The sequence below is a fragment of the Archangium sp. genome (assembly GCF_057119385.1).
Map to the genome: position 1 here is coordinate 1 of NZ_DBNGVP010000064.1, position 23,300 is coordinate 23,300.

Here is a 23,300-nt window from a genome sequence, read left to right on the forward strand (position 1 = left end):
GCCCCTTTGCCAACCTGACTTCCGCTCACCTGACAGATAGGGGCAACGAGCCAGATCGTGCCCCCTGGGTCTGCGCACGGCCCCTTCGCGGCTTCTCGCCAGGCCCTGGTGAATAATCCGGGCTAGGAGCGCGAGGGCCGCACGGCGGCTCCCAGGGACACCGGCTCGGCGGCCTTCGCCTCCTCCAGGTCCCGGCTCGCCTCCTCCAGCTCGCCATTCAGGCGGCGCATCAGGCTCAGCAGCCAGGCACTGGTCCCCGCCGCCACGGTGAGCATGATGGCCAGCGCCTGGCCGCGCTGCCACACGTGGGCCCGCTCCAGCACCGCCCGGCGCCTGGCGAACGTCTCGAGCTGCTGGGTGGCCAGGGAGTCGTTGAAACTCTGGGCGAACTCGCTCGCCTGCGCCTTGCTTCGCTCCAGCAGCCAGTCCGCCTCCGAGCGCAGCTGCTCCGCGCGGTACCAGCACCCCGCCGCGCAAGCCGCCGTCAGCAGGGAGACGCACACCGCCGTCGTCACGCTGAACAGTCGCATGGCCCCTCCGGTCCGCCGTTTCACGGGTCCACGACACCCGTCACTGCTCCGGCTTCCCGAAGACAGTAGCCGATGGTAGGGAGCCCATCCGCCATGGGCAAGCCCTACCGTCCGAAAGACCACTATTTCAAGAAAGCCAAGCAAGAAGGGTTGAGGGCCCGTTCCGCCTTCAAGGTGGATGAGATCCTCAAGCGCTACCCCTTCCTGAAGAAGGGCGCCACGGTGTTGGACCTGGGAGCCGCGCCGGGCGGCTTCCTGCAGATATTGGCGGACGCGGTGGGCCCCAACGGCCGGGTCATCGGGGTGGACATCGTCGCCATCCGTCCCTTCTCGCAGCAGTACGTGAAGACGGCGGTGCTGGACGTGCTGGCCGAGGACTTCGACGCGAAGCTGAGCGCGCTCTACGACGGGCCCTTCGACGCGGTCATCTCGGACATGGCGCCCAAGACGAGCGGCATCCGCACCACGGACGAGGCCCGGAGCCTGCGGCTGGCGCGCAAGGCGCTGGAGCTGGCGCTCACCCGGGGCCGTCCGGGCTCGGCCTTCGTGGCCAAGCTCTTCATGGGCGGCGAGTTCGAGGAGTTCCGCGACGAGGTGCGCGCCGGCTTCGAGGAGGTGAAGCTGGTGCGTCCCGAGGCCACCCGTGGCGCCAGCATGGAGGTGTACGTGGTGGGCCTGCGCCGGAAGGCGCCGCCCGCCCCGGCCCCCGTGGCGCCGTGACGGGGCTCGTCCTACACTGGCGCGCGGTGCACCCCTAGGAGCCAGGCCCATGTCCGACCAGAAGCCCACACGCGGAAATGCCTCGCGCAAGGCGCTCAACGCGCTCGGCGGCGACGACGAGTTCAGTGTCTTCTCCGTGGAGCCGGAGGCGCACAAGCCCCCGGTGGCGCTGGAGGAGGACACCCGGGGCCGGCCGAATGACACGGCCGTGTCGTTCTCGGTGGTGCGCTTCTTCCGGAAGATCTTCGGCGACTAGCGGGCGTCAGACGAGGAGCGTGGACTGGCTGGCCACGCGCTCGATACAGGCGGCCACGTCGTTCGCCGGTGAGTTCACCACGCGCGCCACCTCCCAGGCCTCGAGGGGCTCGTCCTCGTTGGGGACGAGCAGGGGCTGGAGCGCCGAGGCCTCCTGGGGCTCCGGACGCAACCACAGCGCCTGGGCCTCGGGCGAGAGGATGACGGGCATGCGGTCATGGATGGGGGCCATGAGGTGGTTGGGGCCGGTGGTGATGACGGTGCAGGTGCGGAGGAGCTCGCCGGTGTCGGGGGCGGTCCATTCTTCCCAGAGGCCGGCGAAGGCGATGGGGCGGCCGTCCTCGCGGCGGAAGAGGAAGGGCGTCTTGGGTTGGGTGCTCTGCTTCCACTCGAACCAGCCGTCCACGAGCACGAGGCAGCGGCGGCGCTTGAGGGCGGAGCGGAAGCTGGGCTTCTCGGCGACGGTCTCGCCGCGGGCGTTGATGAGCTTGTTGCCGATGGAGGCTTCCTTGGCCCAGGAGGGGATGAGGCCCCAGCGGTAGGCGTCGAGCATGCGCTCGCCGTCGTTGATGACGACGGGCATGAGCTGGGTGGGGGCGAGGTTGTAGCGGGGGCGCTCGAGGGCGGTGCGGATGCCGGTGAGGGAGAACTCACGGGCGATCGCCAGGGCGGGGGTCTGGATGGTGACGCGGCCACACATGGGCCGCAGTATGCCCCGGGAGGGCGGGGGCGGCGAGCCTCAGTCCAGGAAGCGGCGCTCCCACCGTTGGAGGGCGCCCTGGGAGAAGCGGTCCAGGTGGATCCAGGGCTCCAGAACGTGCGCCAGCTCACGGTAGGCCGGCAGGGTGTGGCCCTGCTCCATGTCTCCGGCCTCCGGCCATTCCCCCAGCGTCACCACGGCCCGCTCTTCGTCGAGTGCTTGCACGGTGGTTCCAGGAGAACGCAGGCGCGCGGACAGGCTTGCCGCGCCCCCCAGTTCCCCAAGTACGGGCGGGCCCAGGAAGTTGAGCCAGTGCACCCCGTCTACCCGCGTGCCGATCTCCAGTGAGGTGAAGTGCACTCCCGGAATGTCCAGGCCGGGGTAGCGGAAGGAGAGGTCCCGGATGGCGTCGAGGACGCCGAGAAAGCTCTCCGGGAAATTGAAGCAGAGCCCGGCATGACCGGAGTTGAAGGGCAACTCCTTCGCCAATTCCAGCGCCAACGCGCGTACCCGGTCCGGTCCATGCTCCTCCAGGTATTCCGTGGGGAGCATGAAGGACACCGTGCTTGCCGCGTCTGTTTCGCACACCTCGAGCAGATGGCTTTGATAGAGGAATTCATACCCCGTGGTGGCATTGGGCAGCTCTCGAAGCCAGATGGAGGTGGCGGGTTGTTCGAGCATCTCGCGTTGGATGTATGCCCAACCCTTGTCACCGAGCTCATCCCAATCGCCGCTATACGGGTCGGCGTACCAGCCGAGAGCTTGGGGTCCTACCGCACGGCGGTAGACCTGCAGGGCGCGCATGACGTCCCGCACGATCTCTTGATGGGAGCGCTTCATGTAGAAGGTGATGCTCACACTCTCCCGGATGAGCAGAGAGCTTTTCTTTTTGTAGCTTGCATCGATCCGGATGCGTGGGTAGTGAGTACCCATCATTTGATTCCCTTGGGAGTGGAGAAGGATACATCCTTTTTCTCCAGGCGAAGTGCATCCCGGTACATCTGTTCCTGGGTTTTCGGATGGTGGGGTTGTCCGGGAGCGTATCTTCCCCAAGAAGGATCGTTTTCAGGAGGGCAGGGAAACTTGAGATCGTAGAGGCGTTGGGCCTGATTTGGATTTCCCGGTGCATGAACGACGACATCGGGAACCAGCGCTCCCCACAGTTTGCTCTTCAGCCCGAGCTGCAGCCATTCCTCTACCTGCTTGGGATCGATCCACCGCCACTGTCCCGTATGGGGATCCTTTTGGTAGGTTGGCTCCACGCTGATGTGTTTCGCCAGGCGTTCCGTGACTGCTGCCCGTATACAATCGAGTGCCAGTTCGTGCTTCCTGGTGCCGAGCTCCATGGCTCGTGTTACCTCTCGATTTGCTTCACGGCGGACTACTTTCTTGCACTGCTCCCGGGTGGGCTCCTGTCCTTGAAGCTCATCATCTTCCTTGTTGACCTTCTCATCTGCTTGCCGGGCGCACCGGGTCAGAAGGCCCTCGATGATTTTGACATCCGCGTCTTCGAGCATCATCGACACGGTGGAGGCGGTGCGGGCCGCGCTCGCGGTGTGATTCAGCCATGGGATGATGGCTTCTTCTCCTGGCGGGGGCTTGTAGCAGGCGGGATTGCGCAGGCAGCCATTCGTCGCGGAGTCCATGGTCTGCGCATATTGGCTCGGTGTGGCGCGGCGAGCCGTGCCGATGGAGCCCAGCCCCTGGCCCAGTGCGCCCAGCGGGAAGCCTCCTGCCAGGAGCACGAGAACGAACAGCCCCGGCAGGCCTGGCCCGGGTGATGGTTGCCTCTGCTCTTGGCCCGGCGGGCCTGAAGGACGGGTGGACATGGTGGCGACAGCTTCCCGAAGAAGCTCGACAACATCCAGGGCGCCACCCACCCAGGCCACCCAGGTCCCCACTCACGAACCCACCCCGCTCCCCTCGGGAGAGGGACGGGGTGAGGGTATCGGGGTTCCCGGGTTGTGCCCCGGTCGTTGCGGGGGGCGGTGTCACTCGCCGCAGGTGGGCCGTTCGTCGGTGGGGTAGAGCGTGGCGATGCCGTAGGTGCCATTGCGTGTTCCGCACCAGATGCGCCACGGCTTGCCACCGAGGTCCGGTGCCGAGTACACGCCGCCCTCCTTCTTGGCTCCATCGCGAGCGCAGCAGCGGGCGAAGGCGCGGGTGCCGATGGCCACCATGGCCACCGGGTCCTCCGCCTGCGCGAAGCCGCCGAGCTTCTTCTCGGCGCAGGACCAGGGGGCCACGCCGCGGAAGCGGATGAGGTACTGCGAGCCCTGGAGCGCCTTGCCTCCGCGGGCCGGGCCGTCGAAGCACAGCTTCCCCTCGGACTCGAGCTGGGCGTAGCGCGGCAGGTAGTGCAGCCCGCCGATGTTCTTCTCCAGCCACTCATCGCCGCAGAAGACGTGGGTGAAGGCGTTGCGCGGCCCGGTGCTGACCCACAGGCCCGTGAGCCACTCGATGTTCGCCTGGCGCGAGCCCGTGCGGCCCGCGGCGGACAGGGCCCGCTGGATGCGCGGATCATCGAGGTGCGCGGACATGAAGCGCTGCACGTCGCCGCGGCTCACCGAGGCGTCCGGCCGCGCCGGGCACATGCCGAGCACCTCGCGGTCCACCGGCTTGAGCGCGGGGAGTTGGCGGAACAGGGGCGGGTTGTTGCAGCGGGTGGCGCAGCCCGTGGCCTGGGGGATGTTGGCCGGCATGGGCGCGGCTTCCGGGGCGCGGTCCTTCGAGGCCAGGAACTCACCGCTCATCCGCGGCTGCTCCGGCAGCTCCGCCGTGCCGTCGCACTTCACCCAGCCCTCGGCCGTGGCGCCCTTCAGCTTGCACCACGCGCGTTCGGGGCCTCCCTTCTTGAGGACGGGATAGGCCTTGCCCGGCTCGACGGTGAAGACGACCTGGGTGGATCCGGGTTCCGTCACCGCCTCCAGCCGGGTGCTGGAGACGAAGGCGCCCGAGGCGTGGGCTCGGAAGGGGAGGGTACAGAGGGCAATCAGCAGCAGGGTGAGGGTCCGCATGGGTCCGCGGAGGATACCCTCACCCCGGCCCTCTCCCAGAGGGCGAGGGGGCTCACGCCAGCTTGAGGCGCGCGGACTTGTGCTTGCCTACCTGCACCAGGTACTCGCCCGCGTCCAGCTCGTGCTTCGGGTCCGTGGCCTTCTCCCCGTTCACGCGCACGCCGCCCTGGCCCATCAGCTTGCGCGCCTCCGTGACGGACGCCACCAGCTTCGCCTCGGCCAGCGCCTTGGCCAGCGGCAGCTTCGGCGCACCACCCATCGCCACCTCCACCAGCGGCTGGTCCTCGGCGACGATCTTCTTCTGCGAGTAGCGCTCCTCCCAGGCCTGCATCGCCTTCTGCGCCGACTCCGCGTCGTGGAAGCGCGCCGCCATCTCCTGCGCGAAGCCCGACTTGGCCGCCTTCGGGTGCAGCTCCCCGCTCGTCACCTTCTGCTTCAGCTCGCCCAGCTCCTTGAGCGTCCGCGACGACAGCAGCTCGTAGTACCGCCACATCAGGTCGTCCGTGATGCTCATCAGCTTGCCGTAGATCTGATCCGGCGCCTCGCTGATGCCCACGTAGTTGTCCAGGCTCTTGGACATCTTCTCGCCGACGATCTTCCCGTCGACCATCTTCGCGTCCAGGCCCTCGAGGATGGGCCCGGTCATGATGACCTGGGGCTCCATGCCCTCTTCCTTCATGAGCTGCCGGCCCACCAGCAGGTTGAAGAGCTGATCCGTCGCGCCCAGCTCCACGTCCGCCTTCAGCGCCACGGAGTCGTAGCCCTGCAGCAGCGGGTAGAGGAACTCGTGGATGGCGATGGAGCGGTTCTCCCGGAATCGCTTCTTGAAGTCGTCGCGCTCCAGCATGCGCTGCACCGAGTAGCGCGCCGCCAGGCGGATCATCCCCTCGGTGCCCAGCTTGTCCAACCACTCGGAGTTGAAGCGCACCTGCGTCTTGGCCTGATCCAGCACCTTGAAGACCTGGTCCTGGTACGTCTTCGCGTTGACCTTCACCTCCTCGCGGGTGAGGGCGGGGCGCGTGGCGTTCTTGCCCGTGGGATCTCCAATGAGCGCGGTGAAGTCACCGATGAGGAACACCACCTGGTGGCCGAAGTCCTGGAAGCGCCGCATGCGCGTGAGCAGCAGCGAGTGGCCCAGGTGCAGGTCCGGCCGGCTCGGATCGAAGCCCGCCTTGATGATGAGCGGCTTGCCCGTCTCGTACGAGCGCTCGAGCTTCTTCTTGAGCTCCTCGGGCACCTGGATGTCCACGGTGCCGCGGGTCACTTCCTCGAACTGCTCCTGGGGGGTCGCCTTGCGCAGCGGATTTTCGGACATGACGCGGCGCAACCTACCCGAAAACGCGGGCAGGTGGACAAAGGACGTCACGCCCGCGCTCAGGTTCCCGGCAGGTGCTCGCGCACGCGCTCGATGCCGCGCGCCTTGCCCGTCTTGTCGTCCATGTCGATGATCACGCCCTGCAGGTAGACCAGGTTCTTGGCCAGCTCGTAGGGGACGTGGCGCAGGGTGATGAAGCGCTCGATGGAGGACTCCTTCTTCATCCCGATGACGGAGTCCAGCGGGCCACACATGCCCACGTCGGTGATGTAGGCCGTGCCGCCGGGGAGGATGCGCTCGTCGGCCGTCTGCACGTGGGTGTGGGTGCCCACCACGGCGGACACCTTGCCGTCCAGGTGGGCCCCCATGGCGTTCTTCTCGCTGGTGGCCTCGCAGTGCATGTCCACCAGGATGCAGGGCGTCTGCTTGCGCAGCTCCGCCACCAGGTCCGGCGCCACCGTGAACGGGTTGTCCAGGGGCTTCATGTTGACGCGGCCCTCGAGGTTGAGCACCCCGAGCTTGCGCCCATCCGGCGTCTGGATGACGGTGTGCCCCCGGCCCGGCGCCCCCTTGGGGTAGTTGGCCGGGCGCAGGAGCAGGTGCGGATTCTCCTCCACCCAGGGGAGGATCTGCTTCTTGGTCCAGAAATGGTTGCCGCTCGTCAGGAGGTTGACCTCACTGGCGAGCAGCGCTTCCGCGGACTCCGGAGAGATCCCGGCGCCGCCCTCGCTGTTCTCAGCGTTGGCGACGACCAGGTCCAGGGAGTGCCGCGCGATCAGCTTGGGGAGAAGGGTGCGCACAGCCGTCACGCCCGGCTTGCCCACCACATCGCCCATGAAGAGTACTTTCACGTGTCCAGGAAGTCCCAGTCGCGGTAGAGCCCGCGCAGTGTCTCCGACTCGGTGACGACGAGGTCCATGTCCACGTCGTCATTCGTTGTCGGCATGGTGTCGACGACCTGGTCGCCGAAGGCCAGGCCCACGCGGCGGCTGCGCGCGGAGGCCGCCTTCAGGGTGGCGTCGTAATAGCCGCCGCCCCGGCCCAGCCGCTTGCCGTCCCGTGTGAAGCCCAGCCCGGGCACCACGAACAGGTCGATCTGGTCCACCGGGATGAGCTCGGCGGAGTTGGTGGGCTCGCGTACTCCGAGCCTGCCCGGCTCCAGCTCCGCCTCGGACTTGATGGCCCGGAAGGACAGGATGCGTCCATGGACGTGGGACAGCGGGTAGCAGACGATCTTCTCGTCCTGCAGTGCCGCGATGAGGATGTCCCGTGTGGGCACTTCACCCCGAATGGGGGCGTAGAGCGCCACCGTCCTCGCCTTTTGGTAATAGGGCGTCGCCAGGAATCTGGCCTGCACCTTCAGCCCGCGCTCGTCGATGATGTCCGGCGTCATCGCCTTGCGCCGCGCCGTGAGCTCCTCGCGCAGCGACACCTTCCGAGCCGCTCCCTCTTGTGCCACCGTCTCGCTCGCCACCTGCCCCGCTCCCGCCAAGAGTGAAGAAAAAAGTCCCCCGCCGAATGGCCGTGTGCCTAGCGTCCATTGAACCCTAAAAAGCCAGGTGGGGTTCGAAGTCGTGGCTCCGTAGGCTTCCCTCATCCCGCGAGGGGAGGGCTTGCTCATGGAGCTCGAAACGGACCCCGTGATGGACGTATCGGTTCGAATTTCTGCTGGGCATCACGCGCCCCGCAGGGGACAGCCCTTCTACCAAACCTTTCCTGACTGCAAATGCTCGAAACTCCTGGGGAAACCCAGGAATGCCTGAAGGAATGATAAGAACGCGGGGCGGATGGGTCAAGCCATTGCCGCGCGTTTACAAGGCAGGCGGCCACCTCCTATGATGGAGGGGCTCCCACTTCACTCATGGCGTCCGTTTCCAGAACAATCGGCCTCGCGGCCCTCATCGCCGCAGCCCCCGGAGCCGCCGCCAGGGCACAAGCCGTGCCCCAGGGAAGCTACCAGGCGGACGTGCTGGGCCGGGTGGAGTGGGGCATCGAGCACGAGCGCCTGGTCGCCCATGCCGTCGACGGGGGCCCCTGCCGCTTCAAGCCCCAGAGCCCGGTGTTGGAGGGGCAACTGCTGGGGAACGTGTTGGTGGGGCAGCTCACCCTGTGCCTGGAGGGCGCGTCCTGTCCCGCCGTGGGCACCCTGCCCATCCTCGCCGTCTACAGCACCGAGGACAGGACCCTGACGGCCTATGTCCGGCCACAGGCGGGCTGCCAGGCGCCGGGGCTGGGCAAGAATGGACTGCTGGTGCTGCAGCCGGCGCAGGCGGTGCCCGTGCAGGCGCCGGGGCGGAGTGGTCCGCCCGCCATGGCGCGTCTGCGCACGGAGAAGCGCAACCCCGAGGCCGCCAAGGAGGCGCTGGAGCGGGGCAACCGGCTCCTGGGCGCGAAGGATTGGAGCGGCTCGGCGGCCGAGTTCGAGCGGAGCATCACCCATGATGACCGCAACTGGGTGGCCTTCTTCGGCCTGGGCACGGCCTGGTTGATGCGGGGCCAGGCCCACGACGCCATCGACGCCCTGAACCGGGCGCGGACGCTCAACCCGCGTGAGTCGAGCATCCATTACAACCTGGCCTGCGCCTACAGCCGGCTGGGGGACAAGAAGCAGGCGCTGGCCAGCCTGGGGCAGGCGGTGAAGCTCGGTTTCGCCATCCCCGAGGGCACCCAGGACGCGGAGCTGGATCGGCTCCTGGGCACGGACGCGGCCTTCTTCAACAGATACCTGGGGCTGATCCAGCAGGCAGTCGCGAACAACAAGGCCTCTGCCGGAAGGCGGCAACAGACGGGACCCTGAGCGCGTGAGCACCTCTCCCACGCCGCGGATCCCCCGGATCCTCGGCAACTACGAAATCCAGTCGCAGCTCGGCAAGGGAGGCATGGCCGAGGTCTTCCGCGCCCGCGTGCGCTCCGGCCCGCGCCAGGGCTGGACGGTGGCCCTCAAGCGGCTGTTGCCCGCCCTCACCAAGGATCCGGCCTCCGTCGCGCTCTTCGCCTCCGAGGCCCGTCTCACCAAGCAGCTGGACCATCCCAACATCGTCCAGGTGCTCGACGTGGGCGTGGCCGAGGGCCAGTACTTCATCGTCATGGACCTGGTGGACGGCCGGGACCTGGGACAGATTCTGCGCCGCTGCAAGCACCGCGGCATCCACCTGCCCCTGGACTTCTCCGTCTATCTGGCGCGCACGCTGCTCGAGGCCCTGGGCTACGCCCACTCCGCCACCGGCCCCCAGGGCGAGCCCCTGGGCATCGTCCACTGCGACATCTCGCCCTCCAACCTGTTCATCTCGCGGTTGGGGGACATCAAGCTCGGCGACTTCGGTGTGGCCCGGCTGCGCGTGGACGGCGTGCTCCAGGGCGGCGAGGTGCTCGGCAAGCCCTACTACCTGTCGCCCGAGGCGCTGCAGGGCGCGATCGCGCCCTCGGTGGACCTGTGGGCCGCCACCGTCGTGCTGTACGAGTTGCTGACGCTCCAGCGCCCCTTCACCGGCAGCACCCCGGAAGAGGTCTTCACGAAGATCGTCTACCGGGACTACCTGCCGCCGAGCCTCATCCGCCCGGAGATCCCCGAGGCGCTGGATGAGATCATCCATCGGGGCTTCGCGGTGAACCCCGAGGACCGGTTCGTCACGGCCGAGGCCTTCGCCGAGGCGCTGGCGCCGCACTACGACGAGCGCGTGGGCACGCCGCTGGCCATCGCCGCCGTGGTGCGAGGGCTGTTCGGAATCACCGACGCGAAGTAGCTCCCCGTGCATCCCCTCCCTCGCCCTCCGGGAGAGGGTCGGGGTGAGGGTATCGGGCGCCCCGGGTTGGATCCGTGTGTGCTCCCTCTCCCTCTGGGAGAGGGCTGGGGTGAGGGTCTCCGCTCCCCTGTCCGCCTGGTCCCTGGATGCCAGTCCTCTGTCCGATGCCGATCTTCCCCTGCACGAAGTCAGCGCCAGCGCGCGAGGGAGGATTCGAGATGGCGACCCAGAAGGAGCAGAAGCCGCAGGAGACCCGCGAGGCGGACACGGAGCGCAAGGTCGAGCGCAAGCCGGACAAGATCCAGGAGTCCCACGAGGGCTCTCCGGGTTACGGCCAGCCCCCCGAGGACGTTCGCGAGAAGCAGTTGCCCGACCAGAAGTGGTAGCCGGGGGCACGGTAGGGGAGGGGAAGACCCTCACCCCAGCCCTCTCCCAGAGGGAGAGGGAGCATGACACGGGCTCAACCTGGGACCCGTGGCACCCTCACCCCGTCCCTCTCCCGGAGGGCGAGGGGATATTGGGCTCGGTGGGGATTGGAGCGGTTACTCCAGGTTCAGCGCCCGGGCCCTCGGGACGTGCGTGGTCAGGGCCTCCACCACCCGGGCCACTTCCTCTTCCGTCGCCTTCGGGCCCAGTGAGAAGCGCAGCGCTCCGTGGGCCTGCGCCGGCGTGAGTCCCATCGCCAGCAGCACGTGCGAGGGCGTCAGCGTTCCCGAGGCGCACGCCGCTCCCGACGAGACGCAGATGCCCTCCAGGTCCAGCGCGATCAGCAGCGCTTCACCGTCCGCGCCGTGGAAGCACAGGTTGCTCGTGTTCGGCACCCGCGGTGCTCCCTCTCCGTTCACCGTCACGTCCGGGATGCGCGAGCGCACCTCCCGCTCGAACGTGTCCCGGAGCGTCCGCACCCGTTCCGCGTGCACCGGCTGTTCCTCGTGCGCCAGCTCCAGCGCCAGGGCGAGCGCCTCCGCGTAGGGCACGTTCTGCGTCCCTCCGCGCAGTCCCGCCTCCTGGTGGCCCGGCGTCAGCGCCTGCAGCTCCACGCCCTTGCGCACCACCAGCACTCCGGCTCCCGCGGGCCCTCCGAACTTGTGCGCCGAGAGCGCCAGCAGATCCGCGTCCACCTCGTGCAGGTGCGCCGGCAGCTTTCCCACCGCCTGCACCGCGTCCGTGTGGAACAGGATGCCCCGCTGACGGCACGCCCGCGACAGCTCCGCCGCCGGCTGCACCACGCCCGTCTCGTTGTTCGCCCACATCAACGAGCACAGCACCGTCTCCGGCGTCAGCGCCTCCAGCATCGCCTCCAGGGGCACCTGGCCGTCCCGTCCCGGACGCACCCGCACCACCTCCGCGCCCAGCGCCTCCAGCTGCTTCAACGCCGCCAGCACCGCCGGGTGCTCGATCGCCGAGCTCACCACGCGCCGCCGCCGCGTCTCCTTCCGCGCGAGCCACACGCCCTTCAACGCCAGCGCGTCCGCCTCCGAGCCCGAGCCGGTGAAGCACACCTCCTTCGGCTCACAGCCCAGCACGCGTGCCACCCGGGCCCGCGCCGCGTCCAACCGGCCCCGCGCCTCACGCCCGCTCCGGTGCACGCTGGAGGCGTTGCCCCAACCTCCCTCGGCGAAGGCCTTCGTCAGCAGCGCCGCCACCTCCGGCCTCACCGGCGCCGCCGCGTTGTGGTCCCAGTAGATCACGGCGAGGGCGCGGACAGCAGCCCCACCGGACGCTCATCCGCGACTCCAAAGGCCTCGAGGAACTTGCGCACCAGCTCGCGCTTCACCGCCTTGCGCTGCGTCGCCCTCCCCGACAGCGGAATCCTCGCGCCCGCCATGCTGCCGTGGCCTCCCGACGAGCCGCCGTAGTCCTCGCAGATCTCCCGGATCAACCGCCCCGCGTTCATCCGCCGATCCTTCACCCGCAGCGACAGGAAGAGCTGGTTGCGGTACGTCGCGTACGCCAGCGACCACTTCATCCCCTCGAGGAACATCAGCCGCTCGGCCACCTCGGCCACCATGTCCGGCGAGTAGACCTCCTCCAGGTCCGTCACGATCGCCGTGTCCCCGTACACCTTCGCCCGCTCGAAGGCCGTGTGGTACAGCTGGAAGTAGCGCGCCGGCAGCTCCGGGTGCTCGATCTGCCCCAGCAGGTGCTTCTGCATCCGCGGGAACAGCCACAGGTACGTGTCGATGTCCGTCTGGGTCGTCTCGCGTCCCAGGTCGCGCGTGTCCGCCTTCAGCCCATAGAAGAGCGCGGTGGCCACCTCGGTGGACGGCTCCATCCCCGCGGCGCGCAGGTACTCCACCAGCATCGTCGACGTCGAGCCGAAGTCTCCTCCCACGTCCGCGAAGGGCGACTCGAGGCTCTCGTTGCGCAGCGGGTGGTGGTCGATGACGATGTCCACCTCCCCGCGCAGGCGCGGCGGAATGGCGTGGTTGCCCGTGGGCGGCTGCGTGTCCACGAGCGCCAGCAGGTCATACTCGTCCAGGTCCAGCTGAGCGATGGGCACCACGGGCAGCCGGAGCACCTTCACGAAGGCGATGTTCTCCGCCCGGCCGATGATGCCGCCGTAGCCCACCCGGGCCTCCTCCACGCCCGCATGCTTCTCGAGCAGCTGGGCGAGGGCCACCGCCGCGGCGATGGAGTCGGGATCCGGATTGTCATGGGTGAGCACGAGGGCCTTCTTGTGACCCTTGGCCACCCGGAGCAGCCGCTCCAGCTTGGCGCGTGCCGGCAGGTTCGCGAGCCGTGGCGGCGCGGGCTCCGAGCCCTCTCCGCTTCCGGGCGTCCTGCGGCTGTTGGCTGTCGGTGTAGCAGGCATGGGTGCTGTGTTTACTTCCTCCGGCCCAGCGATTCGAGACGCTTGATGGCTTCTGCGTAACGCTCGGGGTACGGGGTCTCCAGGATTCCAATGGTGTTGACGAAGCGCGCGTCCTTCATCAGGCAGCGGAAGGGCGTGAGCCCGAGCGCTCCCTTGCCCACTTCTTCATGCCGATCCACCCGGCACCCCAACGGTTTCTTGCTGTCGACTCCTCCATCACCCCATGGTAACCGGCCTCCGTCGAGAGATCGTACCCCGCGGCGAACAGATGGCAGGTGTCCAGACAGATGCCCAGGCGCCCCGCGTCCTTCGTCTGGGACAGCACCTCCGCCAGGTGCTCGAAGCGCCAGCCCAGGCAGTGGCCCTGGCCCGCCGTCACCTCCAGGCAGATGCGTGACTGGAAGCGCGGCGTGCGCGCGTGCACCTCGTCCAGCGCCCGCGAAATCAGCGCCAGCCCACGCCGCTCGTCCGGGTGTCCGCCGGGGTGGAGGATGAGGAAGGGGATGCCGAGCCGCTCACACCGGGTGAGCTCCTCGACGACGCAGTCCAGCGACTTCTCGCGCTGCGCCGGCTCCTCGGTGCCGAGGTTCACCAGGTAGCTGCCGTGCGCCACCACCGGCAGCCCCGTGCGCCGCACCTCCTCGCGGAAGGCGCGGCACTCCTCCTCGGTGAGGGGCGGGGCCTTCCAGCCCCGGGCGTTCTTCGTGAAGACCTGCAGGCTGCGCGCGCCATGTTCCTCGGCCCGCGCGAGCGCCCGGCTCACGCCTCCCGCGATGGACTCGTGAGCCCCGACACGCACGGCCTAGTTGATGGCCTTGTACCGCCGGCTCATGTCCTTGAAGTACTTCACGCCGTTGTCCAGCGAGTTCTCGATGGCGTCCATCAGCAGCGCCCGGAACACGCCCTCGGCCCCGCGCAGCGACTCGTAGTACCGCTGCCGATCGATCGAGTGGATGATCGCCGGCATGTACCCGTTGCGCAGCAGCACCAGGTTGGTGAGCATCCGCCCCACCTTCCCGCTGTTCTCCGTGAACGGGAAGATCTGCATGAACTTGTGCTGCACCACCGCCGCCTGCTTGATGGGGTGGAACTCGCGGTACTCGGCGCTGCCCGTGTAGTCCACCAGCTTCTCCAGCGCCGGCTGGATCTTCGCCGGCTGGGCGATCTCGTGGAAGTACGTGCGGTGCAGGGGCATGTCCTTGCGGTAGCCGCTGCGCTCCCGCTCCTTGGCCAGCTCCTTCTCCGTGCGCTCGCGCCGCTCGATGTTGGCGCGCGCCTGCTGCGCCTCCGGCGTGTTGCCGCACAGCAGATCATGGATCCGCTTGATGGTGGTCAGCGTGATCTGCGTCTGCTTCTTGCCCGTGGTGGCCGCTTCCTCGCGCAGGAAGTCGCACGCCGCCTTGTGGTTGCGCACCTCCAGCACCACGGGGATCATCGCCGGATCCATGCTGGCCCGCTCCGGGAAGAGCGCGGACACCAGCTCCTGCTGGGTGTACACCGTCCCCTCGAGCGCCGCGTCGTGGTAGATCCACGACATCTCGAACTTCTCCAGGAAGTCGCGGCTCTTGTCCTTGAAAATGCCAAGGTAGTCGCGCAGCGTTTCGTTCTTCTCGTCGATCTCTTGGTAGCGTTCCTTCACGGACGTGACGCTCCTTCACACCGGCTGCCAGCGGGACCGGCGGGTCGGGACGGTAAACCCGGCCAGCGGGAACAACGGTTTCCTGATTGTAGAAATTCCAGCAGCTTAGGACAATTAAAACGCTACTTGTCTCATAGACTGACCAGGAAGACCTCGCACGCCTGGTCGAGCAGATCCTTGGAGAGCGCCGGGGGAATCTGCCGGTAGCGGGCCGCGTCCTTGATGAGCTGGACCAGGTCGCGCGGGTGGCAGGCGCGCAGCTGCATGTTGTTCGGCTTGTAGTAGTGCTCGAAGAGGTAGGTGACGGCCTGGTCCACGTAGGGGATGCCGGCGGCCTCGCACACCCGGGCGAAGATCTCCCGGTAGATCTCCTCGTCGGGGTTGTTGACCTCGATCTTGTACTTGATGCGCCGCAGGAAGGCCTCGTCCACCAGCTCCTTGGGGTCCAGGTTGGTGGAGAAGACGAGCAGCTGATCGAAGGGGATCTCGAACTTCTTGCCCGTGTGCAGGGTGAGGAAGTCCACCCGCTTCTCCAGGGGGACGATCCACCGGTTGAGGAGATCCGTGGGGTGGACCTTCTGGCGGCCGAAGTCGTCGATGAGGAGCATCCCGCCGTTGGCCTTCACCTGGAAGGGCGCCTCGTAGAAGCGCGCGGTGGGCGAGTAGATGAGATCCAACGTCTCGAGCGTCAGCTCGCCGCCCACGACGACGGCGGGGCGCCGGCACAGCTGCCAGCGGTGATCCATCTCGAAGGTCGCGCGCCGGCCCTGGGCATCGCGCTCGGACTCGAGCGTGATGGGGATGTGGTTGAGGGCGTCGAAGACCTTGATGATCTGGTTGTCGATCTCCAGGCAGTGGGGGATGAAGACCTCGCCGCCGAACATGCGGCTGATGGCCTCGGCGAGGCTCGTCTTGCCGTTGCCCGGGGGTCCGTAGAGGAAGAGCGAGCGGCCCGAGTTCACCGCCGGCCCCAGCTTGTCCATCAGGTCCGCGTTGACGGTGAGGTGGGCGAGGCCCTGCACCAGATCCTCACGGCTGATGACGGGGCTCTCCTCCGTCTGGGCGGTGATGAGGGCGTTGTACTGCTCGATGGGGATGGGGGCGGGGCCCACGTAGGTGCTGCGCTCGATGGCGCCGCGGGTGTACTCGCGGCCCTTCTCGGTGAGGATGAAGTCCACCGAGGCGCGGCCGAAGCCCTTGCCGCCCCGGAGATCCACCAGCTTCTCGGCGGTGAGGAAGTCCACCACGCGCTCGATGACGCCGGGCCAGGGCAGGCGCAGCTCCTGGGCGATGTCCATGCCCGTGGCGGTGCCCTGGTAGTACAGGTAGCGCAGCGCGATGTCCGAGAGCAGGCCGATCTTCAGGCCCGTCTCCTCCAACGACTTGGGCTCCGGCGGAGCGATGTCGAGGATGGACGGGTTCTCGAGATTGAACGGATTGGGGGGGGCGTTGTACTCGGGGCGCATCGGCCCGTACTTCTAGCCCATCCGCCCCCCTTCCGGCACGTCCAGAGTCCCCTGGCCGCTGGGGAGCCCGTCAGACGTAGGTGAGCCACTCGGCGTAACGCGGCTCCTGGCCCCGGACGGTGCGGAAGTAGGTCTCCTGCACATACTGGGTGATGAGCCCGGGCTTGCCGGAGCCCACGGTGCGGTTGTCCACCTCGCGCACGGGGGTGATCTCCGCGGCGGTGCCGGTGAAGAAGACCTCGTTGGCGATGTAGAGGGCGTCGCGGGTGACGGTGACCTCCTCCACCGTGCGGCCCGAGTCGCGGAGAATCTTGAGCACCGTGTCGCGGGTGATGCCGTCGAGGATGGGGGAGGAGAGGGGCGGGGTCTTGATGACGCCCTTCTTGTTGACGAGGAAGATGTTCTCCCCGGAGGCCTCGGCGACGAAGCCGCTGATGTCCAGGAGGATGGCCTCGTCATAGCCGGCGAGCACGGCCTCGCGCTTGGCGAGGATGGAGTTGACGTACTGGCCGGAGATCTTCCCGCGCACCATGTTCACGTTGACGTGCATGCGGGTGTAGGAGCTCACCTTGGCGCGGATGCCGTCGCGGATGCCCTTGTCGCCGAGGTAGGCGCCCCAGTCCCAGGCGGTGACGGCCACGCGGGTGGGGTTGATGGCGCCCAGGCCCATGGCGCCGTCGCCCATGAAGGCGATGGGACGCAGGTAGGCCCCGTTGGCGAACTGGTCCTTCTGCTTGCGCAGCAGCTCCAGGCACGCCTCCATGAGCTGCTCCACCGTGTAGGGCAGCTTCATCATGCAGATGTGGGCCGAGTCGAACAGCCGCTCGATGTGCTCGCGCAGGCGGAACACCGCGAGCCGGCCATCGTGGGTGCGATAGGCCCGGATGCCCTCGAAGACCCCCAGCCCGTAGTGCAGGGCGTGGGTCATCACGGGCACCTGGCCCTCGTCCCATTTGACCAGCCTGCCATCGAGCCAGATCTGGTCGGAGCGCACGACGTTGCCGGAGGTCGAGCTCATGAAAGGGTCCTCTTCAAGTGGGGAAGGAGTGAGGACCCCATTCTTCCAGGAGTTCGTTTGAATTCAAAGCAACTCGTCACCCCAGGTGGGGAAGAGGCGACAACATGCGGGAGAGGAAGGGCATGTCCGCGCCGAGCTGCTTGCGGCCGTAGTGCATGGCCTTGGTCGCCAACTGGACGGAAGGCACCAGCTCGAGGGGGGAGAGGGTGGTGCCGAAGCGTTTGACGAGGTGGGCGTAGGGGAGGTTGGGCGCCACCGTCATGGCCGCGAGCCGTTGCAGGGGCAGCCAGAAGGGGGTGGTGAGCTTGGGGGCGAAGCCGTCGAGCGCGAGGAAGAAGGCGTTGCGCGTGCCGATGTTGCCGTGGTGCACCGCCTTCCAGGCCGCCTTCACGGGGAGGTTGTCCACCAGCCCGCCGTCCAGCAGCCGGAAGATGCCCTTGTCCTCCATCATCCCGTCCAGCAGGCCGCGCATGTGCACGTCATCGCGCAGCATGTCGTAGTGGATGACGCCGGGCAGCGAGGAGGAGAAGCCCGCCGCGTCGATGGCGTCGAAGCCCGCCGTCGTCTCGTCCGCGCCGAGGTGGAGCTTCACCATGATCTCCGGCCGGGTGAAGAACTCGGCCAGGGTGCCCATCACCGCCTGGATGCGGCGCGCCACGCCCGTGGGGCTGAGCAGGCTCACCGGGCTCGTACCCAGCAGGCGCTCGTAGTACTCGAGGGGCCGGGGCAGCATGCCGCGCCGGATGCCGCCCACCGCGACGATCATGGGCACGGGCAGGTCCTTCAGCCGGATGCCCGACTCGGGCATCCCCGGCCCCGTGTTGAAGTAGCGGCCCAGGCCCGAGCGCAGGAACAGCCGCAGCGCCGCCGGCAGCCCGTAGCGGTTCTCCGTGGAGATGAAGCGGAAGAGCTTCCGCCAGGAGAGGCTGCGGATGATGCTCACCAGCTCGCCCTGGTCGAAGCGCGCCATGCGCGAGCGCATCAGCATCAGGATGGCGCCCATGGAGGTGCCCGCGAGCAGTGACGGCTTGAGGCCGTGCTCGTCCAGCAGGCTCATGACGCCCAGGTACACGTAGGCCACGCCGCCGCCGCCGCCGGCCACCACCACCAGCGACTTGTGCCGCAGCTCGCGGTGGAGCACGTCCTCGGGGACACGCCCGTGCAGGTGGTGGACGAGCTCGTCGCGCAGCTTGAGCACCGGAGCGCGCAGGTCGCGCACGTGGGGCACCAGTTGGTCCCGGGTGATGCGGCGCCCGCCGAGCAGCACCGGGCCGAGCCTCCGCGTCACGTCCTCGCGCAGGGGCGCGGTCCACGTTTCCACGGAGTGGTCATGGCCCTCGTGGCGCAGCTTGTAGAGGCGCGCCAGGGACAGGGCGGTACGCAGCACGGCCTCCTCGCGCGAGTCCAACAGCGAGGGCGAGTCCACCGCCGCGCGGACCAGGGCCACTTCCATCTCTTCGAGGGGCCGGAGGATTTGAAAGCGTTGCTTCAGCAGCACGGGCAGTGACTCAGACGGAGCGCGGGGCGCGAAGGACGCGAGCATACACGTCCCGCACGCGGGCGGCGCTGGCTCTGTATTGGGCGAGGAACGTTTCTCCCGGCTCGGTGCCGAGGACGCCCAGCCGGCGCGCGAGCTGCGCCAGGGGCCGGCCACCGGTGGGCATGTGGGCCAGGGAGCTGGCGTGCACGAGCCGCAGCCGGTTCTCCACCCGGCGCAGGAAGAGGTAGCCCTGGCGCAGCGCCTCGGCGTCCTCGGGGGGCAGGAGGCCCTCGGCCTGGAGTCCCTCCAGCGCCGCCAGCGTGTTGGTGCTTCGCACCCTCGGGTGCTCCCGGCCGTGCACCAGTTGCAGGTACTGGACGGTGAACTCCACGTCCACCAGCCCGCCCTGGCCCAGCTTCGGGTTGAGCTGTTGGGCGTTCTCGTGGGCCAGCTCGCGCTCCATGCGCGTGCGCAGCCGGTCGATCTCCGCCGCCGCGTCCGGGGGCAGGGGACGCTCGTAGACGAGCGGGGCGAGCACCTCGTCCTGCAAGGGGCGGAAGCGCGCCGCGTCTCCCGCGGCCGGCCGGGCCTTGATGAGCGCCTGGCGCTCCCAGAGCTGGGCCCGCTTCTGGTGGTGCTCGCGCAGGGCGTCCTGGCTCACCACCAGCGCGCCCTGGTTCCCCGAGGGCCTCAGCCGTGCGTCGATCTTGTAGAGGTGCCCCTCGCGCAGCTGCACCTGGAGCAGCGTCAGGAGCCGCTGCACGGCCTTGGCGAAGTACTCGTGGTGGGTGATGGCGCCGCGGCTGCCTCCGCTCGTGTCCGCCTGGCCGTTGCCGCTGTAGACGAAGATGAGGTCCAGGTCCGAGTGGTAGCCCAGCTCGTACCCGCCCAGCTTGCCCATGGCGATGACCACCAGCCCCTCGCGCTTCCCGCTCGCGTCGAGCGGCATGCCGTAGCGCTCGCGCTGTTCCTCCAGCGCCAGGAAGAGGCACTCGTCGAGGATGGCGTCCGCCACCGCCGTGAGCTGCCGCGCCACCTCCGGCACCGTGAGGTCTCCCCCGATGTCGTTGAGGCCGATGCGCAGCAGTTCCTCGTTCTTGAAGCGCGGCATCGCTCCGTGCTTCGCCTCCGCGTCCGGGTGCCGCGCCAGCCGCGCGCCCAGCTCCTGGCGGATGCGCTCGGTGGACTTGTGCGCCTCGTCCAGCTGCGCCTGCACCAGGGCATCCAGCAGCTCCGGGTGCCGCAGGAAGATGCGCGAGAGGTAGTCGCTCTGCCCGAAGAGGTTGAAGAGGCGGCGGCTCGCCCGAGGCATGCCCGTGAGCAGCCGCAGGTAGCCCTCGGGCTGGTGCAGCCGAGCGAGGAAGTCCGAGAAGTGCAGCAGCGCCTGGTCCGGGTCCGGCGTCTGCGCCAGCTCCGACAGCAGCCGCACCGCCTTCACCCCCGAGCCCCCATCCGTGAAGGGTGAGTGGGGCACCCGCGTCAGCCGCTCCAGCTCGGCCAGCGCCCGCTCGGGGTCCTCGAAGCCCCGTTGCGCCAGCGCCGCCTGGCGTTGCTCCGGCGGCAGGTCCGCGTCCAGCGCGAGCGTTAGGAGGGGCTCGTCGGGGAGTTCGTCTCGCGCCGTCTGTCCCAGCAGTGTGTTGAAGGCCTCCAGCACGAAGCGCCGGTGCCGCTCCAGCTCGGCCCGGAAGGTCTCCCAGTCCGCGTGGCCCAGCGACGTGGCCAGCCGGCGCCGCTCCCGCTCGCCCGTGGGCAACGCCTGCGTCTGCCGCTCCTCCAGCATCTGCAGCCGGTTCTCCACCCGCCGCAGGAAGACGTACGCCTCCTCCAGTGCATCCGCGTCCGGCCCCGAGACGAAGCCCGCTCGCTCCAGCTTGCGCAGCGCCCTCATCGTCCTCGGCTCGCGCAGGTTCGGATCCTTGCCTCCCTGCAACAGTTGCAGCGCGTTGACGAAGAACTCCACCTCGCGGATTCCCCCAGGGCCCAGCTTCACGTCATCCGCGCTCGCCTTGCCGCGCATGTCGATCTGCGCCTTCAGATCTCTCAGCCCGTCCACCGCCGACAGGTCCAGGCTCCTCCGCCAGATGAACGGCCCCAGCTCGCCCAGCAGTTCCTCCGCGAGCGTCGCGTCTCCCGCTACCGCTCGCGCCTTCGTGAGTGCCGCGCGCTCCCACATGCGCCCGAACGTCTCGTAGTACGCCAGCGACGCCGGCAGCGAGATGACCATCGCCCCCGCTCGTCCCTGCGGGCGCAGGTTCAGATCCACCCGGTAGCAGAAGCCCTCCGCCGTCACCTTCGTCAGCGCCTGCGTCACCGCCTCGCCCAGCCGCGTGTAGTACTGCACCGTGGGCAGTGCGCCCGCTGTGCCCCCCGTCGTGTGCCCGTCCGCCCGGTACAGGTAGATGAGGTCCACGTCCGAGCTGAAGTTGAGATCCTCTCCTCCCAGCTTCCCCATCCCCAGGATGCAGAAGCCCGGTGTGTCCGGTGTACCGTACTTCGCCTGGAGGGCTCGCTCCGCCCACGACAGCGCCGCTCCGATGAGCGCCTCGGACAGGGACGTCTGCTCCCGGCCCAGTTCCGACATCGGCGCTCGCAGGGCCGCGTCGCGCACCATGAGGCGCAGCAGTTCGCGGTACTTGTAGCGGCGCAGGCGGCGGTACAGCCCCTCCGCGTCCGCCGGGGCGATGCGGCGCGTGGCCGACTGCGCCTCGCAGCGGTAGTGCTCCCGGGGTTTTTCTCGCGCCAGTGTTCGCGAGCCCGCCAGCCAACGCAGCAGCCCGGGTCTCGTGGTCAGCAGTCGCGGCGCGAAGGTGCTCGCGTGGAAGACCGCGGGCAGCCAGTCCAACAGGCGCGTGAGGGTGACTTCTGGGAGGCCTCGCAGGCCCTCGCGGATCCGGTCGAACGCCGCGATGATCTCGTCCGGCTCCGAGGTTCGCTTCGCGGCCTCGTGGATTCGTTCCGCTGCTTCGGGTCCGAGCTCCGCCGAGAGGACCGAGAGTTCCTTGGCTGCCCGCTTCGCGTTCTCGAAGCCCTCTTCCCTCAGTGGTTCCTCGGTCCAGGTCATCTCGACCCTCACCCCAACCCTCTCCCAGAGGGAGAGGGGGCATACACGGGTTCAACCTGGGATCCTGGCACCCTCACCCCGTCCCTCTCCCGGGGGGAGAGGGGTGTTTGTTGGGCGTTGGGTGTTTGGTGTGCGTGGGGGTCTGGCTCAGGCCTGGGCGATCTGCGCCAGGTTGCTCTTCGCCTTCTGGATGTCTCCCTCGTGCTTCAGCACCAGGTTCAACGTCGCCGCCACCATGTCCGCCGTCAGCGACTCCGCGTTCAGCAGCGCCAGGCTCTGCACCCAGTCCAGCGTCTCGCTGATCGACGGCGCCTTCTTCAGGTCCAGCTTCCGGATCGCCGCCACCGCCTCCACCACCTGCTCCGCCAGTGTCCTCGACACCTCTGGCAGCCGCTTGCGGATGATCCTCAGCTCCCGCTCCCGATCCGGGAAGTCGATGTGAAGGTGCAGGCACCGTCTCTTCAGCGCGTCCGACAGCTCCCGCGCGTTGTTCGACGTCAGCACCACCCGCGGCACGTGCTTCGCCTTGAACGTCCCCAGCTCCGGAATCGTCACCGCGTTGTCCGACAGCACCTCCAGCAGGAAGGCCTCGAACTCCGGATCCGCCTTGTCGATCTCATCCACCAGCAGCAGCGCCGGCGTGTCCGACAGCAGGGCCTTCAGCACCGGTCTCGGCAGCAGGAAGCGCTCGGAGAAGAACACCGCGTCGCTCGACGCCAGCCGGTCCGCCGCCTCGCTCAGCGTCCCCGTGCCCTGCACCATCTCCCCGATCTTGTCCTTCAGGAGCTGGGTGTAGAGCAGCTGCTTGGCGTACTCCCACTCGTAGAGCGCCTTCGCCTCGTCCAGGCCCTCGTAGCACTGCAGGCGGATGAACTCGCGCCCCAGCGCCTGTCCCAGCGCCCGGGCCAGCTCCGTCTTGCCCACTCCCGCCGGACCCTCCACCAGGATGGGCTTCTGCAGCCGATCCGCCAGGAAGCTCGCGGTCGCGATCTCCGCAGAGGCCAGATATCCCACCTGCTCGAGGCGCGTCTCCGCGTCCTCCACGCTGCTCAGGAGGTGTGCTTGGGTCGAAGGGGAGGGGGTGTTCACGCCCCTCAACTTAACCGAAGGGTTTTCAGGCCACTGCGGCAAAAATGCCAGACCTCCGGCCTTCTCCACGCCCCCGTGCCGGTTGCTCGCTGTGCAAGTGGCCGGAACGACTTGGGAAATGAATTCCCCACAATGGGCACGCGACGTGCAATAGAGCCGCGCATTCGTAGCGGGGAGGCGGCGGTCATGTCCTGGTTGTTGCGCATGGTGCTCGTGGTGGCGGTGGCCCTGATTCCGGGAGCCTTCGTGCTGCTGCTGGCCTACGTCGCCACCCGGACCATGCGGGCTCGCTGGCAGCAGGCCCGTCTGCAGGCCCCCCAGGGCACCCGCGTGTCCTTCCGCGAGGTGGTCGCCACCGTCGAGCTCAAGGAGCTCGTGCGCCAGGCGCGCGCCGCGCTCTGAGTCACCCGGCGTAGGCACTTCCGAGACACCTCCCGGCCGCGTTCGTCCCC

At 68.3% G+C, this 23,300-nt stretch carries 23 protein-coding genes and 1 other RNA gene; 6 read left to right on the forward strand and 18 right to left on the reverse strand.

Annotation, left to right across the window (positions count from 1 at the left end):
- Nucleotides 1-122 precede the first annotated feature (122 nt).
- Nucleotides 123-530: a hypothetical protein gene (locus AC16DP_RS14810; RefSeq protein WP_329732777.1), complete on the reverse strand. Its 408-nt coding sequence runs from the start codon at nucleotides 528-530 to the stop codon at nucleotides 123-125.
- A gap of 72 nt (nucleotides 531-602) precedes the next feature.
- Between AC16DP_RS14810 and AC16DP_RS14815 the strand changes: the two genes are divergently transcribed.
- Both AC16DP_RS14815 and AC16DP_RS14820 read left to right on the forward strand, forming a co-directional pair.
- Nucleotides 603-1,250, forward strand: coding sequence for an RlmE family RNA methyltransferase (locus AC16DP_RS14815; protein WP_329732776.1), 648 nt, complete (start codon nucleotides 603-605; stop codon nucleotides 1,248-1,250).
- Nucleotides 1,251-1,299: 49 nt separating this feature from the next.
- Nucleotides 1,300-1,506 carry a hypothetical protein gene (locus AC16DP_RS14820; RefSeq protein ID WP_329732775.1) on the forward strand — a complete coding sequence of 69 codons (207 nt, stop codon included), beginning with the start codon at nucleotides 1,300-1,302 and terminating at the stop codon, nucleotides 1,504-1,506.
- Nucleotides 1,507-1,512: 6 nt separating this feature from the next.
- Here the strand turns inward: AC16DP_RS14820 and AC16DP_RS14825 are convergent, their stop codons facing one another.
- The 8 genes from AC16DP_RS14825 to ssrS form a co-directional block, all read right to left on the reverse strand.
- Nucleotides 1,513-2,205 carry an SOS response-associated peptidase gene (locus tag AC16DP_RS14825; RefSeq protein WP_329732774.1) on the reverse strand — a complete coding sequence of 231 codons (693 nt, stop codon included), beginning with the start codon at nucleotides 2,203-2,205 and terminating at the stop codon, nucleotides 1,513-1,515.
- A 39-nt stretch (nucleotides 2,206-2,244) separates the two neighbouring features.
- Nucleotides 2,245-3,063, reverse strand: coding sequence for a DUF3396 domain-containing protein (locus tag AC16DP_RS14830; RefSeq protein WP_329732773.1), 819 nt, complete (start codon nucleotides 3,061-3,063; stop codon nucleotides 2,245-2,247).
- Nucleotides 3,064-3,137: 74 nt separating this feature from the next.
- Nucleotides 3,138-4,034 (reverse strand): hypothetical protein, encoded by an 897-nt coding sequence (locus AC16DP_RS14835; protein ID WP_329732772.1) that lies wholly within the window; start codon nucleotides 4,032-4,034, stop codon nucleotides 3,138-3,140.
- Between the two features lie 162 nt (nucleotides 4,035-4,196).
- Nucleotides 4,197-5,222, reverse strand: a complete 1,026-nt coding sequence (locus AC16DP_RS14840; protein WP_329732771.1) for a hypothetical protein — start codon at nucleotides 5,220-5,222, stop codon at nucleotides 4,197-4,199.
- A 52-nt stretch (nucleotides 5,223-5,274) separates the two neighbouring features.
- Nucleotides 5,275-6,537: a tyrosine--tRNA ligase gene (tyrS, locus tag AC16DP_RS14845; protein ID WP_329732770.1), complete on the reverse strand. Its 1,263-nt coding sequence runs from the start codon at nucleotides 6,535-6,537 to the stop codon at nucleotides 5,275-5,277.
- A 59-nt stretch (nucleotides 6,538-6,596) separates the two neighbouring features.
- Nucleotides 6,597-7,388, reverse strand: coding sequence for a TIGR00282 family metallophosphoesterase (locus tag AC16DP_RS14850; protein WP_329732769.1), 792 nt, complete (start codon nucleotides 7,386-7,388; stop codon nucleotides 6,597-6,599).
- Nucleotides 7,385-8,011, reverse strand: a complete 627-nt coding sequence (locus AC16DP_RS14855) for a 5-formyltetrahydrofolate cyclo-ligase (protein ID WP_143195821.1) — start codon at nucleotides 8,009-8,011, stop codon at nucleotides 7,385-7,387. Before AC16DP_RS14855 ends, AC16DP_RS14850 begins: the two co-directional genes overlap by 4 nt.
- 30 nt (nucleotides 8,012-8,041) lie before the next feature.
- Nucleotides 8,042-8,233, reverse strand: a non-coding RNA gene (gene ssrS / locus AC16DP_RS14860) — 6S RNA.
- A 165-nt stretch (nucleotides 8,234-8,398) separates the two neighbouring features.
- Here ssrS and AC16DP_RS14865 point away from each other — a divergent pair.
- The 3 genes from AC16DP_RS14865 (at nucleotide 8,399) to AC16DP_RS14875 (ending at nucleotide 10,666) form a co-directional block, all read left to right on the forward strand.
- Nucleotides 8,399-9,334, forward strand: coding sequence for a tetratricopeptide repeat protein (locus AC16DP_RS14865; RefSeq protein ID WP_483956730.1), 936 nt, complete (start codon nucleotides 8,399-8,401; stop codon nucleotides 9,332-9,334).
- Between the two features lie 4 nt (nucleotides 9,335-9,338).
- Nucleotides 9,339-10,280 carry a serine/threonine-protein kinase gene (locus AC16DP_RS14870; protein WP_329732767.1) on the forward strand — a complete coding sequence of 314 codons (942 nt, stop codon included), beginning with the start codon at nucleotides 9,339-9,341 and terminating at the stop codon, nucleotides 10,278-10,280.
- Between the two features lie 218 nt (nucleotides 10,281-10,498).
- The gene (locus AC16DP_RS14875) at nucleotides 10,499-10,666 is read left to right on the forward strand and encodes a hypothetical protein (RefSeq protein ID WP_329732766.1); all 168 of its coding nucleotides are present in this window, start codon (nucleotides 10,499-10,501) and stop codon (nucleotides 10,664-10,666) included.
- A gap of 156 nt (nucleotides 10,667-10,822) precedes the next feature.
- Here the strand turns inward: AC16DP_RS14875 and AC16DP_RS14880 are convergent, their stop codons facing one another.
- The 9 genes from AC16DP_RS14880 to AC16DP_RS14920 form a co-directional block, all read right to left on the reverse strand.
- Complete coding sequence (locus AC16DP_RS14880) at nucleotides 10,823-11,971, reverse strand: cysteine desulfurase family protein (protein WP_329732765.1); 1,149 nt, start codon at nucleotides 11,969-11,971, stop codon at nucleotides 10,823-10,825.
- The gene (locus AC16DP_RS14885; protein ID WP_329732764.1) at nucleotides 11,968-13,095 is read right to left on the reverse strand and encodes a DHH family phosphoesterase; all 1,128 of its coding nucleotides are present in this window, start codon (nucleotides 13,093-13,095) and stop codon (nucleotides 11,968-11,970) included. Before AC16DP_RS14885 ends, AC16DP_RS14880 begins: the two co-directional genes overlap by 4 nt.
- Nucleotides 13,096-13,213: 118 nt before the next feature.
- Complete coding sequence (locus AC16DP_RS14890; protein ID WP_329732763.1) at nucleotides 13,214-13,894, reverse strand: deoxyribonuclease IV; 681 nt, start codon at nucleotides 13,892-13,894, stop codon at nucleotides 13,214-13,216.
- A gap of 3 nt (nucleotides 13,895-13,897) precedes the next feature.
- Nucleotides 13,898-14,734 (reverse strand): Fic family protein, encoded by an 837-nt coding sequence (locus tag AC16DP_RS14895; protein ID WP_329732762.1) that lies wholly within the window; start codon nucleotides 14,732-14,734, stop codon nucleotides 13,898-13,900.
- A 131-nt stretch (nucleotides 14,735-14,865) separates the two neighbouring features.
- Nucleotides 14,866-16,200, reverse strand: a complete 1,335-nt coding sequence (locus AC16DP_RS14900; RefSeq protein ID WP_329732761.1) for an AAA family ATPase — start codon at nucleotides 16,198-16,200, stop codon at nucleotides 14,866-14,868.
- 70 nt (nucleotides 16,201-16,270) lie between these two features.
- Nucleotides 16,271-17,218: a branched-chain amino acid transaminase gene (locus tag AC16DP_RS14905; RefSeq protein ID WP_329732760.1), complete on the reverse strand. Its 948-nt coding sequence runs from the start codon at nucleotides 17,216-17,218 to the stop codon at nucleotides 16,271-16,273.
- Between the two features lie 76 nt (nucleotides 17,219-17,294).
- The gene (locus AC16DP_RS14910) at nucleotides 17,295-18,716 is read right to left on the reverse strand and encodes a patatin-like phospholipase family protein (RefSeq protein ID WP_329732759.1); all 1,422 of its coding nucleotides are present in this window, start codon (nucleotides 18,714-18,716) and stop codon (nucleotides 17,295-17,297) included.
- Nucleotides 18,717-18,726: 10 nt separating this feature from the next.
- Nucleotides 18,727-21,771, reverse strand: coding sequence for a bifunctional [glutamate--ammonia ligase]-adenylyl-L-tyrosine phosphorylase/[glutamate--ammonia-ligase] adenylyltransferase (gene glnE / locus AC16DP_RS14915; protein ID WP_329732758.1), 3,045 nt, complete (start codon nucleotides 21,769-21,771; stop codon nucleotides 18,727-18,729).
- Between the two features lie 135 nt (nucleotides 21,772-21,906).
- The gene (locus tag AC16DP_RS14920) at nucleotides 21,907-22,848 is read right to left on the reverse strand and encodes an AAA family ATPase (protein ID WP_329732757.1); all 942 of its coding nucleotides are present in this window, start codon (nucleotides 22,846-22,848) and stop codon (nucleotides 21,907-21,909) included.
- A gap of 186 nt (nucleotides 22,849-23,034) precedes the next feature.
- On the opposite strand from AC16DP_RS14920, the gene AC16DP_RS14925 reads away from it, so the two are divergent.
- Entirely contained in the window at nucleotides 23,035-23,250 is a 216-nt protein-coding gene (locus AC16DP_RS14925) for a hypothetical protein (RefSeq protein WP_329732756.1), read from the forward strand.
- The last annotated feature ends 50 nt before the right edge of the window (nucleotides 23,251-23,300 follow it).